12 protein-coding genes are annotated in these 16,016 nt (G+C 41.5%); 3 read left to right on the top strand and 9 right to left on the bottom strand.

Annotation, left to right across the window (positions count from 1 at the left end; all coding sequences use genetic code 11):
* Positions 1-40: 40 nt before the first annotated feature.
* Positions 41-2,518: a vitamin B12-dependent ribonucleotide reductase gene (locus IGI72_RS03810; RefSeq protein WP_438753228.1), complete on the bottom strand. Its 2,478-nt coding sequence runs from the start codon at positions 2,516-2,518 to the stop codon at positions 41-43.
* Between the two features lie 140 nt (positions 2,519-2,658).
* On the opposite strand from IGI72_RS03810, the gene IGI72_RS03805 reads away from it, so the two are divergent.
* Together IGI72_RS03805 and IGI72_RS03800 are read left to right on the top strand one after the other, a co-directional pair.
* A complete protein-coding gene (locus tag IGI72_RS03805) occupies positions 2,659-3,198 on the top strand; it encodes a hypothetical protein (protein ID WP_087627021.1) in 540 nt (179 codons plus the stop codon).
* A gap of 557 nt (positions 3,199-3,755) precedes the next feature.
* On the top strand, positions 3,756-5,183 hold the full coding sequence (locus tag IGI72_RS03800; RefSeq protein ID WP_087627020.1) for an APC family permease: 1,428 nt from the start codon (positions 3,756-3,758) through the stop codon (positions 5,181-5,183).
* Between the two features lie 115 nt (positions 5,184-5,298).
* Here IGI72_RS03800 and IGI72_RS03795 read toward each other — a convergent pair whose 3' ends face one another.
* The 5 genes from IGI72_RS03795 to IGI72_RS03775 all read right to left on the bottom strand — a co-directional run bounded on the left by IGI72_RS03795 (position 5,299) and on the right by IGI72_RS03775 (position 10,096).
* Positions 5,299-5,925, bottom strand: a complete 627-nt coding sequence (locus IGI72_RS03795) for a TetR family transcriptional regulator (RefSeq protein WP_086294631.1) — start codon at positions 5,923-5,925, stop codon at positions 5,299-5,301.
* A gap of 47 nt (positions 5,926-5,972) precedes the next feature.
* Entirely contained in the window at positions 5,973-6,674 is a 702-nt protein-coding gene (locus IGI72_RS03790; RefSeq protein WP_086294630.1) for an ABC transporter ATP-binding protein, read from the bottom strand.
* 5 nt (positions 6,675-6,679) lie between these two features.
* Positions 6,680-7,756: an ABC transporter permease gene (locus IGI72_RS03785; protein WP_123834059.1), complete on the bottom strand. Its 1,077-nt coding sequence runs from the start codon at positions 7,754-7,756 to the stop codon at positions 6,680-6,682.
* Positions 7,757-8,074: 318 nt separating this feature from the next.
* Entirely contained in the window at positions 8,075-9,034 is a 960-nt protein-coding gene (locus IGI72_RS03780) for an L-lactate dehydrogenase (RefSeq protein WP_438753223.1), read from the bottom strand.
* Positions 9,035-9,127: 93 nt separating this feature from the next.
* On the bottom strand, positions 9,128-10,096 hold the full coding sequence (locus IGI72_RS03775; protein ID WP_438753221.1) for a TDT family transporter: 969 nt from the start codon (positions 10,094-10,096) through the stop codon (positions 9,128-9,130).
* A 150-nt stretch (positions 10,097-10,246) separates the two neighbouring features.
* On the opposite strand from IGI72_RS03775, the gene IGI72_RS03770 reads away from it, so the two are divergent.
* Complete coding sequence (locus IGI72_RS03770; RefSeq protein WP_438753218.1) at positions 10,247-11,074, top strand: LysR family transcriptional regulator; 828 nt, start codon at positions 10,247-10,249, stop codon at positions 11,072-11,074.
* An 84-nt stretch (positions 11,075-11,158) separates the two neighbouring features.
* On the opposite strand, the gene IGI72_RS03765 is transcribed toward IGI72_RS03770, so the two are convergent.
* The 3 genes from IGI72_RS03765 to IGI72_RS03755 all read right to left on the bottom strand — a co-directional run bounded on the left by IGI72_RS03765 (position 11,159) and on the right by IGI72_RS03755 (position 16,010).
* Positions 11,159-11,587: a GNAT family N-acetyltransferase gene (locus IGI72_RS03765; protein WP_438753216.1), complete on the bottom strand. Its 429-nt coding sequence runs from the start codon at positions 11,585-11,587 to the stop codon at positions 11,159-11,161.
* Positions 11,588-11,970: 383 nt separating this feature from the next.
* Positions 11,971-14,646 (bottom strand): mannosylglycerate hydrolase, encoded by a 2,676-nt coding sequence (gene mngB, locus IGI72_RS03760; RefSeq protein WP_438753214.1) that lies wholly within the window; start codon positions 14,644-14,646, stop codon positions 11,971-11,973.
* A 263-nt stretch (positions 14,647-14,909) separates the two neighbouring features.
* Positions 14,910-16,010, bottom strand: coding sequence for a PTS fructose transporter subunit IIC (locus tag IGI72_RS03755; RefSeq protein WP_015509121.1), 1,101 nt, complete (start codon positions 16,008-16,010; stop codon positions 14,910-14,912).
* Positions 16,011-16,016: the final 6 nt, after the last annotated feature.

Raw genomic sequence — 16,016 nt, 5'->3', positions numbered from 1 at the left:
AGTATGCGGATAAGAATTATTTTATCAATCTCGTTTTTTCTTAGAGCCCGCATTTTAATTGGATTTTACAGTTTGTGCAGGTACTACAGCCACCGATTTCCTCAATGGTTCCTTCATGGCAGATGGGACAGATTTCACCAGAGGCGACGGGTTCATTTACTTGAACGACAGACAGCGGTTCAACTTGTGCGGTCAGCTCATTTTCAACCGCTTCTAAGGTAAGTACTTGTGAATCTCGGCTGCCGTCTACATAGACAGTCCCTCCTTTGGCTCCTCCTTCATAAAGATCTCGATAAACCTTGGCTACTTGGCTTACTGTATATCCTTTTGGTGCATTGACCGTTTTTGAAATGGAGCTATCCACCCAGCGTTGAATGGTGCATTGCACACCGACATGCTCTTCGGGCGTCAACTCCATAGCGGAAATGAACCATGCCGGCAACTCCGCTTTGGTTCGTTCAGGATGATCCATCAGGTATTCGTCAACGATTTCCGCATTGATTTCAATAAACTTACCTAGTCGACCGCTTCTAAAATAAGAAAAGGAGTAGTAAGGTTCTAAACCAGTTGAAACTCCCGTCATCGTGCCTGTCGATCCTGTTGGCGCAACAGTCAAAAGATGAGAGTTGCGAATACCGAATCGCAGCACGCCTTCGCGGATGTGCGCTGGCATTTTTTTCATGTATCCTGTATCGATAAATTTCTTCCGCAACGCTTGCGTCTCTTGGTCATTTTTTCCAATCAGGAAGGGAAAACTGCCTTTTTCTTTCGCCAATTCAATGGATGCCTCATAGGCAGTGACTGCCATTGCCTCGAAAATTTGATCAACGAATTGATTTCCTTCTGCCGATCCGTATTTTTTCCCGCAGTAGATCAATAAATCTGCCAAGCCCATGATCCCTAATCCAACACGTCTTTCCCCTTTCGCCTGCTGCTCATTTTTGTCAAAAAAGTAAGGCGTTACGTCAATAACATTGTCTTGGAAACGAACTGCTGTTTTCACGGTTTCTTTTAGTTTGGCAAAATCAACGGTGCCCTTTTGGCGATCCGCCATGTTTGCGAGATTGATGGCTGCCAAGTTACAGACCGCATAGGGGGTTAGGGGCTGTTCACCGCACGGATTGGTTGCCACGACTTTTTGTCCGTATGCTGTAGCATTCGTCATCTTGTTGGCATTATCGATAAAGAAAATACCAGGCTCAGCAGAATATGTTGCACAAAAAGTAATCAACTCCCATAACTCACGAGCTTTGATCCTTTGATAGGTTTTGACTTTATGGCCAGCAGCTGCCCATTCTCGCACATCCCCGACTTCCGCCCATTTTGCATCATATTGCGCCATTTCTGCTTCTAAATAATTGTCGATATCTGGAAAGCGTAGCTCATACCACCCATCTGTCTTCACTGCTTCCATGAATTCTTCTGTCAAGCAGACTGAGATATTCGCGCCAGTTAAGAAATCACTTTCTTTCACCGTATAGCTGCCACCTATGCGCAATTTTTCTTTTGCCTTTTGGATCATTTCATTATGTTCCTTATCTGACGATTCAGGCAGTTGTGCTAGATAAGTGAACATTCTTTCTTCCATTTTTGTCAGAGGGTCAAATTGCAGTTTTTCATTGATCAGTTGTTTGATCGTCGCATTTGTGATTGTTTTTTTTAGGTGAAGCAATACAGCAGGATTTTGAATTTTAGAAAGAATAAATGCAAAAATATCTGGATGCCAATCTGCCATCATAATCATCTGCGCTCCACGGCGGCTACCTCCTTGTTCTACAAGGTTCGTCAAGTTTGCCAAATCATTCAACCAAGAAACTGCCCCAGAAGACCGACCACTGACACCGTGGACCACACTTGATTTTGGTCGCAAGGTCGACCCATTGGTTCCGACCCCGCCACCTCGACTCATGATTTCCATAACTTCTTGTCGATGAACAGCAATCCCTTTTCGGGAATCATGGATGAAAGGCATCACAAAGCAATTGAAGTAGGTAACTTGAGAATTTGTTCCTGCTCCATAAAGTACTCTGCCTGCGGGGATTAGGTTTTGCGCCACGATTTGTTGGTAAAACGCCTCAAAGAAGCGCTCCTGGTCATGGGCCTCGTTGGCAGAAATCCCTTTGGCTACACGATGCGCCACTTGCTCAAAAAAGAGTTCTAACGGTTTTTCAATGTCACTTTTTCTTCTTTTAACAAGTCCATTGGCTTGTTCATCAATATCTTCTAACGCTGAGCGATAGGCCTCTTCCACTTCGATAGAGACTAGTTCCCCATCGATTGCTTTCACAACACCGATTCCTCGCGCAGGATATTTAGGATCAGCTTTCGTTGTCAAAATCACCAAATCATCCTTACGCAATGTTAGATGGGTTTGATCTTTGTATGAATAACGATCCAGCATAATCAAACGAGCGATTCCCTCAAATGTTTGGGTCATTTCTGGTGTGATCGCCGAAACTTCTTGGAACAACTTGATATCCTCGTTCAATTTCTCAATCGTTTGTTTTTTGTATTCCATTTCTTTCCCTCGCCTTCTAAAACACAACATATTGTGCTCGTTTTTTATTATCGTACTATATAATGTGTATTTCAATCTTGAATTTTATTATTTTCCATGTATAATGAGAATGATTATCAATTAGAAAGACGGCGATTCTCATGCTTCCTCCCCAAACCAAGATATTTTCCATCCAAAGAATTTCTCATTTAGCACTGATCACTGCGGCTTGTATCGTTGGACGGTTAGTTTTTGTCTTTATCCCTAACATTCAGCCTATGAGTGCCCTTTTATTTTTAGTGGCTTTTTCTTATCGTTTATCTGATGCGTTGATGATTGCCTTATTAAGTTTGCTCGGAACAAATATCTATCTAGGCATGGGTCCCTGGACGATCAGTCAATTGGCTGCACTTACTGTCACCATCGTTCTTTTTCATCAGATTGGAAAAATACCGATCATCAAGAAAAACCGCTTCTTGCAAGCTTTCTTTGCCTTTCTTTGCGGACTTCTTTATGGCTTGATCGTTTCGTTGATGGAAGTTTGGCTTTATCAGTTTCCTTCGTTTCTTGCCTATTACCTTCAAGGACTACTGTTCGATTTCTTCCATGCCAGCGGAAACTTCGTCTTTTATCTGCTTTTATGGCCAGTATTTGAGCGAATAACACCCACCTCCTATAAATTGGCGAAAAAAAACGAGTGATTTCGATGGAACGAAGCATTCGGCTAACTTTGTTTTCGTGTTTCTTTGAAAGAATGTTCGCATAAAATTTTAAAAAAAAAACAAAAAAACTACGACTACTCTCCTGTTTCCTTTGCTTAAAAATCTATCCAAAAAGCATCAGTGAAAGCCTTTCGAAAGGGTTTCTTCCATCTTTATACGTCCATTCATTTAAATGAAATGATCCCTCTTTCATCCATGCCCTTGACCGAATGTAGTTGGATTTCTTTCAGATTATTAATGAATGATGATGTTTGCTTTTGCTATCATCAGAAATTTATTATTTTTTTTAAATAACAATTTAATTTTTCTTGACCAAAAGAATTCAGAGGTTTATCCTAGCTATGGAAAGTCAACGACTGGATAAAAAAGAAGCAAGTGAAATTTTTTATTCAATTTGACCTTTGACATTTGTGAAAAAATGCATAAGAAACTTGATCGTGATCAAGCGCTTATGGAAAGAAATTTTTTTCTCACTAAATTTCAAAAAACGCTCTATTTTAATCAGTCAGAAAAATCATTTTAAGAAGGAGAAAGCGATGAATGAGAAACAATTACGCTGGTATAATATTGCGCTGATGGCGTTCGTCTCTGTTTGGGGACTGGGAAATGTTGTAAACAACTACGCTCAACAAGGATTGACTGTTGTTGTTTCGTGGCTATTAATTATGGCTCTTTATTTTGTACCCTATGCATTAAGTGTTGGTCAGTTAGGATCGACCTTCAAAGAGTCAAGTGGTGGGGTTTCCTCATGGATCAAAGAAACCTCAACAAAACGGTTGGCTTTTTTTGCTGCTTGGACTTATTGGGTCGTTCACGTGCCTTATTTGGCACAAAAACCCCAAGGAATCTTAGTATCATTAAGTTGGTTATTTAAAGGAAATGGTACATTTGTATCAACGATGGGCTCCATGGAAGTCTCGTTGATTTGTTTAGCTATTTTTCTATTCTTTTTATGGATTGCCTCTAAAGGATTGACGACCTTAAAAATGATTGGGAACATCGCGGGAACAGCCATGTTCGTAATGTCGATTCTTTTTATTCTTTTAGCAGTCACTGCTCCAGCAATGACTGGTGCTGAAATTGCTACACCAAACATGTCATCTGTTTCAACCTATATCCCTAAATTTGACTTTACCTATTTAACCACGATCTCGATGCTGGTATTTGCAGTAGGTGGCTGTGAAAAAATCTCGCCTTACGTAAATAACACAAAAAATCCTGCCAAAGAATTTCCAAAAGGCATGATCTTTTTAGCCGGTATGGTGGCGTTATGTGCCTTGCTCGGCTCGATTGCTATGGGGATGCTTTTTGATGCCAACCATATTCCAGAAGATTTGATGGTCAACGGCGCTTATGAAGCCTTTCAACGACTAGGAAACTTCTACGGAATCGGCAATTTCTTTGTCATTCTTTATTCCATCGCCAATGCGTTAGCGCAAATCTCTGCTTTGGCATTTTCAATTGATGCCCCATTGAAAATATTATTGTCTGATGCTGATTCAGAATTTGTACCAAATGGCTTAGCAAAACTAAACAAAAAAGGAACACCAGTAAACGGGTATATTATGACAGGTATCCTAGTCAGCATTTTGATCATCATTCCAGCACTAGGAATCGGCAATATGACCGAACTGTATCGTTGGTTGCTAAACTTGAATTCAGTTGTCATGCCATTGCGTTACTTATGGGTCTTCTTAGCCTTTATGCTAGTCAACAAACACGCCAATCGCTTTACTTCCGATTATAAATTCGTGAAAAACACCAAGGTTGGCTTTGGGATCGGCTTATGGTGCTTCTTGTTCACGGCCTTTGCCTGCATTTTAGGGATGGTTCCTAAACTTGATTATGGGGCAGATCCGCAAGCTTGGTTCTTCCAATTGGCCTTAAATATCATTACGCCAATCGCCTTTCTTTTGATTGGCTTGATCTTGCCGATCATTGCGAAACGTGTAAATAAAAAATAATCATTCCCTCAAAAAAGAGGTGCCCGACAACTATTTCAGTTGTCGGGCACCTCTTTCTTTGTAAATGAACTTCTCCGCCGTGCGAGGCATTTGCTCCATCCTCTTGCCGAAGCATTCATTCTTCTTCATTGTCCTCTTTGATTCCATACTTGATCCATTGCACCTTATAGCGAAAATCTTTGATCAGCTCTTTTGCGGTCCATTCATTCGAAATAAAATCTGTCAGACTATCCATCACGACCGCCATAATAAAGTAAAGGAAACTGACGGCTTCTTGCGTATCATGGATCGTAAAGCGATTTTCTTCCAACAGCTCCAACCACTGACGAATCATGGGCGAATCGTCAGGGATCGCATCGCGCTTCGTCCAGGCATTGCTTTGGGTACATAAGTGGATCATTTTCCAATGATCATCTTCAGGTGACCATTGACTGCACCAAGCCAAGTATTCTTCGATCCCTTTGAAAAAATCATTTTTGTTGCGATTGATAAACGTAAAAATCGCGGAATGGATTTGGTTTGAATAGTCGGCGATCGCATAGTCATAGGCATCTTCTAAGTTTTGAAAGTACTTGTAAAACGCCCCTCTAGAAATGTGCGACTTTTCGACGATGGCAGAGACCTTGACTTGACTGATGTGCTTGCTGAAGAATTCTTCTAAAAGCACGGCATCGATTTTTTCTTTTTTCGCTTGTTTTAAATGAAAAAATGTTGTACTTGGCAAGGGATTCTCCTCCATCATTCGCAATCTACTCCCTCTATTATAAACAAATCCCTCTACTTTTCCACTCAGACTTGTGCAGTTTCTCTTGACGGGGCGTTTTGTTCGATCAGATTGCCATCTTCCATTCGGAAAATGCGATCACTCCATTGGATCATTCGCTCGTCGTGGGTGACCATGACTGTCGCTTTCTTTTTCTCATGCGCTTCTTTCACCAATAACTTCACGACTTCATACGCATGATCGGTGTCTAAGCTGGCAGTTGGTTCATCCGCCAAAATCAAGCTTGGGTCATTAAACAACGCCCGGCCGATCGCTACTCGTTGACGTTCCCCACCAGATAAATCGCGGGGAAACTTGTCTTGAAGATCGAGAATATCTAATGAAGCAAGCAATTCATCAATCCTTTCCTTTTCCTTGGCTTTTCTTGAAACTTTGTCGACCAAATAAAATTGTTCCTTTACCGTTAAAAAAGGGATCAAATTCGAGCTTTGCAAGATAAACCCAATCTCTTTAAAACGCAACTTTCCTCGTTGCTTTTCATTTAATTGGGAAAAGTTCACCTGGTTGATAATGATCTCTCCCGATGTTGGACTTTGTAAGCCGCCAGCGATGGTCAAAAAGGTACTTTTTCCTGAACCAGAAGGACCGATGATACTGACAAACTCCCCTTCTTGAACATGAAAATTCAGTCCTTTTAATGCCGTTACTTCGGTATGCTGCTTGCCAAATTTTTTTATAATATCCTTCATTACTAAAATGTCTTTCATCTTTGTTACCCTCCTATTGCCGTGATTGGATCGACTTTTGTGACCGTCCGAATGGAGAATAAGCCGCCTAGAACTGCCACGAGAATCAAGATGCCGCTATAAAGCAGCCACTGCTTTAATTCAAAGAAAAATGGCATGGCATCTGGTAAAAACAAACTGGTGCCGTATGCCGCCGCAAATGCTAGGGCTACCCCGATCACACCGACCATAAATGCTTGCGCAATAATTGATTTGGCAATAAAGCTGGTCCGAATGCCTTGGGCTTTCATCACACCAAAAATCGCCGTTTTTTGCAGGGTGATCACATACATGAAAATCCCCACGATTGCCGTTGCAACGACAAATAAGAAGTAGATCATGGCATTTAAGGTCAAGTTTTGGGCAGAAAATCCAGGAAGCTTTTCAATAAAGTCTTCCGTTGCCAACACTTTGAGCTGGGTTCCTTCTTGGTTATCGACTTTCGGATCACTTGATTTGGTCACAATGATATTGATGGGCTGCTCCTTGTCAGATGCAAATGGTTGATTAGCAAACTTCATTTTCGTCCAAGTATCGAGAGAAGTATAAATCACTGGTGACACCGTATAAGACGTTTCTGGGGTGATCCCAACGACTTTGAAGGTTTCATCTGAACGCCCGATTTTCACTTGATCCCCGACCTTGATACCTTCTTCTGCTAAGTTTTCTGAAATCGTGATCTCATTTTCTTTTGAAAACAGCTTGCCCTCTAAGACTTCTGGTAACAAGAACGCATCGTCTTGTGTACCAAAAACAGTCACATTGACTTGTTCATCGTTGACCGTGATGACACTGCTATATAGACCAATCGGGGCTTTTTGGGTCCCTGCTACACGGTCTAGATCCCCTCTCGTCAATTGCGAAGCCGCAAATGTGTCATTCGCATCTTCTGATAAAACGATCGCGGATGAATCCCAATCGACGATGGCCTTTTTAAAATCCCAGTTAAGTCCCGTTGCTAAGCCAGACAATATAAAAACAACATAGGCGATCAAAAACATGATTCCTACGATCAGCCCATATCTTAATTTTGAATAACGCATTTCTTTTATAGCCAGAAACATTGCTCTTTCCTCCTGTTTTCCAAATGTTGACAAAGTGTCACTTTTTGAAGAATACCACACAAGGTGACACTTTGTCACTTTTTACAACTCGAAATGTTTGCAAGGTTGATCGATCATTCTTTTTCTGTCATTCACTGAGGATGTTTTTTTTAAAGGAGTGAGAAAAAAGAGAGTTGAATAGTGGGCGTTTCGCGTAAAATACGCCATTTCCTTTTAACATTCTTGGCTAGATGTAAAAAAAGCATGGACGACCGTAAATAGTCGAACCATGCTTAGGCAAAAACGAACACGAGGATTTCATTAATCGTATTCTAAAGATCAGCTGACCTTGCTTTGTCCAATTGTGGAAATTACTGCTCGTAACTGATGACACGAAGTATCAAACTGCCGTTTTTCCTCAGGAGTAAGCGTCAATTCAATAATTTCGCGGACGCCGTTTTGGTCCACGACTGCAGGAACACCTGTGAATAAATCGTTGATGCCATATTCCCCATCAAGGTAGGAAGACACCGGCAGAATCGCTTGCTCATCATTTAAGATCGCTCGAACGATTCTTGCGACACACATCCCTATTCCGTAAAAAGTTGCTTGTTTTCGATCAATGATTTCATAGGCGGCATTCTTTACTCGTTCAGAAAGAACCGCTAGATCGGCAACGGTCAAACGATCCTTTTGCTTGATCAATTCTACGATCGGTTGTCCACCGATCGTTGTATGGGACCAGACAGCGACTTCCGAATCACCGTGTTCCCCAATGATATACCCATGAATATTTCGTGGATCGATGGCTAATTTTGCCGCCACTTCTTTTCGAAGTCTTGTGGTATCGAGGGTCGTTCCCGTACCAACGACACGATTGGCTGGCAACCCGGACACACGCCATGCTTGATAAGTTAAGACATCGACTGGGTTTGAAGCGATGACAAGCACGCCATCAAAGCCTGAAGCCATCACTTGTTTTGTGACGGTTGCCATAATTTCGGCGTTCACATCGATCAATTCAAGCCGTGTTTGTCCTGGCTTTTGGTTGATCCCTGCAGTAATAACGACGATATCAGCATCTTTACATTCCGAGTACTCTCCCGCCCAAACTTTGATGTTTTCTTGCCCCCATGACATTCCGTCTAACAAATCGAGGGCTTCTCCTTCTGCTTTGTCTCTATTGACATCGATCAAGACCAATTCATTGATCAGTCCTTGATTGATCATGGAATACGCAATGCTCGTTCCAACGAAACCTGTTCCGACAACGACAACTTTTCTGCTTGTACTTTTCATGTGCGATCCCTTCCCTTTCTTTTCAAATACTTGTACTATTGTTTTGCGTAGAGTACGCATTTTCTTAAAAAACGGATGATTTTTTGTACTTTCTTAGTAACTATGATCGGCAATCAGCGCTTTGGTTTGCTGATACAAATGAACAGCATATTTTCCTAACACATAGCTGACGATAATCACGGCAAAGCTGGTTTCAATAATCGTTAAGGCTTGTAGAAACCCAAATATCAGTGGGTGATTTGCAAAAAACAGTGCTGATTTGAACATTGCCGTCGCCGAGATCACAAGAGGAAACGTAAATGCCGCATAGCTTGGGTAAAACCCGACTGCCAGCATGTTTTTCATATAAGCGACGACACAGAAATAAATCGTTTGTGACAATAACAGCATAAAGGCGACAAACCAAGCAGAGCCTTGCTCAAATACGGAAAGGTAACCTGCTAAGCAAAGAGAACCTGGTGCTGTTAAAATCGTGATCAAAGGAACTGCCGCACGTTCCGTCAGCTTTTGATGGACGATTCGCTTTAAAATAATCGGCAAAAGCGCAAAATACAATACCAATGCGATCCAGACGATCACTTCCCCTAGCTCTTTAAAAAAGACAGCAGAAGTATTGGGAATTACGCCAATCCCGACGAAGGTAATAAACCAGCTTGGATAAATGTATTCCAGCGAAAGGTCAACAGGCAAAATATGCACGACAACAAAATAGATCATTAAAGCAAAATGTAAGCCGATAGCCCCCCACCAGAGCAGATCATTCACCACTGCATTGGGAATGACCCGTTCAAAAACAGTGGAAATCACCATCAGCGCCATCGTAAAGGTCGGCGCCACCGAAGCAACGATTGGGTTTTTCAACTCTGACATCGTGTGCTTAAATGTAAAGCATACTTTCAGAAGGAAGAGCCCCATGATGAAAATACCAAGGGTGCAAAACCCATTTCCAACCGTCTCCATTCCTTCTGAATACAATAAATTCCCCAAAGACACAGTGCCTAAAATCAAGCCGCAAATCGGGATTGGCAATGAATGTAAAAAATGCTGGATCGATGTTTTCATCAACTCATCCTTTCTTAATGCATGAAAATTTCAATTAAATTTGCTTTCTTTTTTCTCTACACTTATACTATAATCACCTGATAACTATTTGTAAAATTGTACTTTTAAATACTAATTATAAATATTATTAATAATAAAGGAGTCCGCAAAATGATTGAATTGCTCAAAACCTTCATTGTTGTTTATGAAACGAGAAACTTTAGTCTTGCCGCCAAACAGCTCTATAAAACTCAGCCAACGATCTCCTTGCAAATCCAACGATTAGAGGCGGAACTTGGCTTCAAGCTTTTTGAACGCAAAGGAAAACAATTGATTTTACCCACTAGCCAAGCGGAGTTTTTGTATCCTCGTGTGGTCGAGTCCCTCCGCTCATTGTCCACTATTTTTTCGCAAGCCAAAGACACCAAAAATTTTAAAACAGCGTGTGTGCTCGCTTGTTCGAATACCACCGCCGTCTACTTACTGCCCAGCATCATGGCACAGCTGATTGCAGAATTTCCAACATTTGCCTTTGAAATCAAAATCATGAATTCTCAAGAAGTGATCGATGCCGTCGAATCAAACAAAGCCCATATCGGCCTGATCGAAAAATCAATCGTTTCGCCATTGATCCAAAAAGAATTCGTTTATCGCGATGAATTGGTGTTAGCAGGCAACCTCGCTTCTGATTTTTGGGTCTTGCGGGAAAACGACTCGGGGATGTATTACATTAACGAAACCTATCTGTACGCACAGCACCTGCATCCACAAATCATCAAAGCCAATAACAGTGAAGTGATTTTGTCCCTACTAAAACAAAACATCGGCAAATCGATCATTTCGAAACTTTCATTACCAGAAGGGTTGCCTTGGCAGAAACTTGATCCAGAGTACCGCTATCGTGATCTTTTTATCATTCAGAATCGTCAACGTGTGACGCCGGAAACCGGAGAGGTATATGAGGAGATTAAACGGTTGTTGTTGGCATTGATTCCATAAATATTAGTCTTTTGAACCAATTAAAGTGAATACAAAAAAAGACGCTGGAGTGTCGTTTGTCACTCCTCCAGCGTCTTTGTATTTTTATAATTCCTTGATAAACCGTTTCTGTTCATGACTGCTATGATAGCCATGGTTTTCATAAAACCTGTGAGCAGCTTGGCGTTTAACATTCGAATTTAATCGAATGCCTTGCATTCCTCGCTGTCGGGCTTCTTCTTCAATTGCCGACAGTAGTTTCCCGCCAACGCCTTGCTTTTGCACTTGATCATCCACTACCAAACCTAGGACATTAAAAAATTGCCCAGCAGAATAAACTGTTGAATACGGCTGTGCTTCAATCATCCCAACTGCTTTTCCCTTTATTTCGGCAACAAGCAAGAGATGATCCTCCTCAGCTAAGATTCTCTTTAGACCTTCGATCAATACTTCTTCTTCAATCGGATAGCCTAGTACTTTCGACAAATGAGCTAGTTCTTTATGATCAGACAATGCTGCGGCTCTAATTTTCATGATATTCTCCTGTCTTGCAGCTTTTGACTCAACTATATTTTTAGAATGCTTATTTGTCAAGAAAGCCCGTTCTGCGCCGCTGATGTGAAATACCAAAAACTACATAAACTGAGATTGAAATAAGAATTAAAAGAAAACCGACAAGCTGCCTTCTGACTTTCCTCCTTTCGTGCAACTCGTACAGAGGAGAGATTTTTGCATACCTTGGAAAGGATGGCTTAGGTATACATTCGCTATTGGCATTCAACCTACAAAGATTCTCGTCTGTTTCGCATTAGTATTAAAAAAGGCTCGTAAATACTTTGATAAGACTTACGAACCTTTTTCACTTTTCTATGGCACAAGCGGACTCGCCGCTTCGCGTTACTTTTTCTCAGTAGTGATTACTCTACATACAATGTCACAAATTTTGCGTGGCCTATTTTTTCAAGAGTGACTACATTCTTTTTCACAACAAGTGCTTCTTTTGTAGCTTCTTTTAAATCGACTGTTTCTACTACATTCACTGGATGATTGAATGTGATCGTCGCGTGTCCACATTCATCTAAAAGCCCATTGTATAGGCGAAAAATATAACCTGGACGATCTTCGGCTTTTTTCAATACACTCAGGGTCAGATTGCCATTGATCTCAAAAAGACTAAAGTTTGCCGGTAAGGTTGGTTCAACCGGTCCTAAAGTAAAAATCAAGCGGGAATTCAGGAATTCTGCGGTTTGATAAAGAGTGATCGGTGTTACTGCTTGTTTGGCACGTTGTGCAACATTTGCTTGATCAAATCCTTGAGCAAAGTAAGCAACAGAGAAATCAAAGTGCATCGTTTTGTGGCACTGTGCAGCTGGTGTTGCAATCACTGATTCTCCTGAAGCACGCCCTGGTCGATACAGTAGATTCTCTTTCCCCATGAAGCCATAGGTTCGGAAAATCGTTAAGCGAATCGTATTAAACGCTTTGCCCACGATCTCATATTCACGTACACCCTTGGGCATGACTGCTACGCCATGGGATGCATCGAATAAACCGACAAACGATTGACAAGTTTCTATGGCGATCGGCTGCTCATTCCATTGCTCTTTATTAGCTTCCCAAAGAGCCATTTCTTTTTCAAACACAACAGGGCGCTGCAACGTACCAAACTGTTGGTCAGCCAGCGAAAATTTCGAGGCAATTCCGGTATCAAATAGCACACATACCCGATGACTATCCACTTGTTGGTTTTCAACCGTTAAGTTGAAATCAATTTGTTGCGATTGTTTTTTCAACACGATCGTCAATTGGATCGGTAGTGAAGCCGAGACCTTCTTTTCTGCACGTTCAGCTAAATCCTTCGGAACCCTCAGCGTGAATGCCACATCAATCTTTTGGTAGATTGCTGATTGCTGAATCGAGATCGTTGGTTGCGCATCAATTGATGAAATCACAAAATCTTTCACAGGTGGTGAATAATTGAATGAATCACCATCGTCGCCATTTTCTTCAATGATCCCTTGATTTTGATAAAGCACCTGATTGGTTTTATCTAGAATATCTAACGAGCCATTGCTATTGACAGTAATCTGATAGTACTCATTTTCGATCGTATTGGTTGTAATCTCCTGCAATGGTGCGCTTGTATCACCTTTTAAATCAATTGTCAGCTGAGTATACCCCATACTCGGCACGTCAGTCGTTTCTATGGCAATCTTTGCTTTATAGACTTTCTCCGGCAAATAGATCTCCTTGACTGGATCTAATATGTTCCCCTGATTCAACACATACTCCGTTTGGTCGGTAAGCTCTAAAATCGTATAAGGTAACGCCTGACCTGACTGGTCAAGGATCGCAAAATCTTTTTGCGGCAAATAGACCTCTGCTTCGATCACCCCATTACGTTTTGTGTCATAGGTATTGAAAAGCGTAAAAGTAATTTCTTTTGCTTGTGGGTTGTTGATTGCAGTAGAAATCTGTCGTAACATCAATTCGACAAGATTCATAGAAATATCTCGCGCTTGCTTATAGCGCATATAGATATCTTCGTTGGTCGTATCAGAAACACAAGAACCAATCGAATCATGCGCCGCATTTTCAAACATTAACTTCCAAATCTCTATGACTGTTTCTACGGGGTACTCAAATCCTAATTGCATAGCCATGGTTAAGATAGGCTCCATGACATTGACTAAGTAATGTTGGATCTGAGTGTTCATCGCCTTCAAATCAGGACGTGAAGAAAAAATCGTTTTGTGAATTCGCATTAATTTGCCGTTGATCAGTTCACCAGCGATTTCTTCCAACTCAGGATGGCGTGCTTTGACCGCAGCAATGTATTTTTCGATCGTTGAAAATTGTAACTCATACTCATCCTGATACAGTTGATTCATTCGATCAACCAATTCTGGAAGATTTTCTCTAACTGGTGCTTGGTCAAAACCATTTGGAAAATACACTTGATCCGTTGCACTGCGTCCCCAAGTCGTTTTAAACGGTTCTTGATGTAAGAACTCTGCTAATTCTGCTTCTCGTTCAGGAATGGCACCGCCAATGTAGTACCCACTTGGGATCTGGTAAACATTGACCACAGAACCATCTTCTCCACGCCATTTGTACTCTGTGTGTTTAACATCGTCATCACTGACACCGCGCCAAAACATCGTGTCAGTGATACCAAACTCACGATAGATTTGTGGCATACTAGCTGCTTGTCCGAAAGAATCTGGCACATAGCCGACATTCATGTAGGTTCCGAATGCTTCACAAATTTTCATGCCATATAACATATTTCGAACAATGCTTTCTCCCGAGATCACTAATTGATCGGTTTGTGTGTACCATGGGCCAATGATCAATTTTCCTTGTTGAACAAGTTGTTGAATCCTTTCTTTGTCCTGTGGGCGCCATTTCAAGTAATCATCTAACAGAGAAGCCTGTCCATCTAAAATGAAACTTTCATAAGGATCATCCTTTTCTAGTTGTTCAATGACGTTTTTTAGATCGTGCATCAAATAGATTTTCGAGCGACTCGTCGTAAAATACCATTCGCGATCCCAATGACTGTGGGGTACGACATGTACTGTTTTTTTCATTCAATCATTCCTCTCCCGTGATTAAAAAAGGCACGTAACGATGGGTGTCGTTCGTGCCTATTAATTTTTCTCAATTTTTTTACCATCTGGTACGCATCATTTGATCCTTACATAAATGCTTCGAATTTTGAAAATCGTTTCTCTTCAAATACTCTTGTTTTCTTCCCCAAATCTTGTCCTTGTCAGATACCTTAAACCGTTCTTGAAAAATCACCTGATCGTGCCTTTTCTTTTGCTACTATTTAGCTAATCAGCCTTGTTGCTTAGTTTTCAAAGCTCACTTCAATATCATCGAGGGCAATATCTTCTGTTTGTTCTTCTTGCTTATTGAAATTCACGAATAAAGGCGCGACAAAACCGATGAAGGCTGCTCCTGCAAATAGTCCAATCAAATACGCCCAACCGTTTCCAACAGTGAAGAAGCCGTAGATTCCCCCAACTGGTGGCATTTTGTCATACATTCCTAATGCGATCCCCAAACCAGAAGCAATTGCACCTCCCAACATGTTGATCGGCACAAGCCGTAATGGATTGACTAATGTAAAAGGAATTGCTCCTTCTGTGATTCCGATGAACCCCATAATAAAGTTATTACGCCCAGCATCCAGTAGCTCTTTGTTGAATCGATTTTTGTGGAACAAAGTTGCTAAGGCATATCCAAATGGTACCGCACAAATCGCAACGTTCACGATGATGGCTGGTAAATAGACTCCTTCCGCTAGTAACACATTTCCTGCCATCCAAGCAGCTTTGTTTACAGGTCCCCCTAAGTCAGAGCCAATCATTGCCCCCATGATGACTGCCAGTAAAATTTTGTTAACGTCATTTTCAATCATGGTTCGGATCCATTCAACCAAACTAGTATTGATCCACGCCAATGGCTCAGAGAGTAAGGCGCCCATGACGATTGCTACGGACAATGTAGCAATCAAAGGTAAAATTACCAACGGCATCACCCCAGCAAACGACTCCGGTAATTTGATATGTTCTTTCGCCCACTTCACTAAGTATCCTGCTAAGAACCCAGCAATAACTGCCCCTAAAAACCCAGCATTGGTGCTAGAAGCGACTGCACCACCGATAAAGCCGGCACCTAGCGCAGCCTTATCTCCAACAGAATACGCGATAAAACCAGCCAAGACAGTATTGATTAAGCCGATTCCTGTCCACCCTACTTGTTCAATCAAATAAAGCGCATGTTTAAAGCCTTCCGTGTCAGCATAAGGATCTAAGCTTGTGATCCCCATACCAAGAGCAATCATTTTCGGAATGGCAACAACCAGTGAAGCACCAATAATCAATGGCAGTACAAAACTAATTCCACTCATCAAGTGGCCTTTTAAATCTGCTAGAACTCTTTTCATCATCCT

The organism is Enterococcus sp. DIV1059_2, from assembly GCF_051713685.1.
GTDB lineage: Bacteria > Bacillota > Bacilli > Lactobacillales > Enterococcaceae > Enterococcus_D > Enterococcus_D casseliflavus.
The sequence above is the reverse complement of the archived record's forward strand: the minus strand, read 5'-3'. Positions and strand labels throughout refer to the sequence as shown.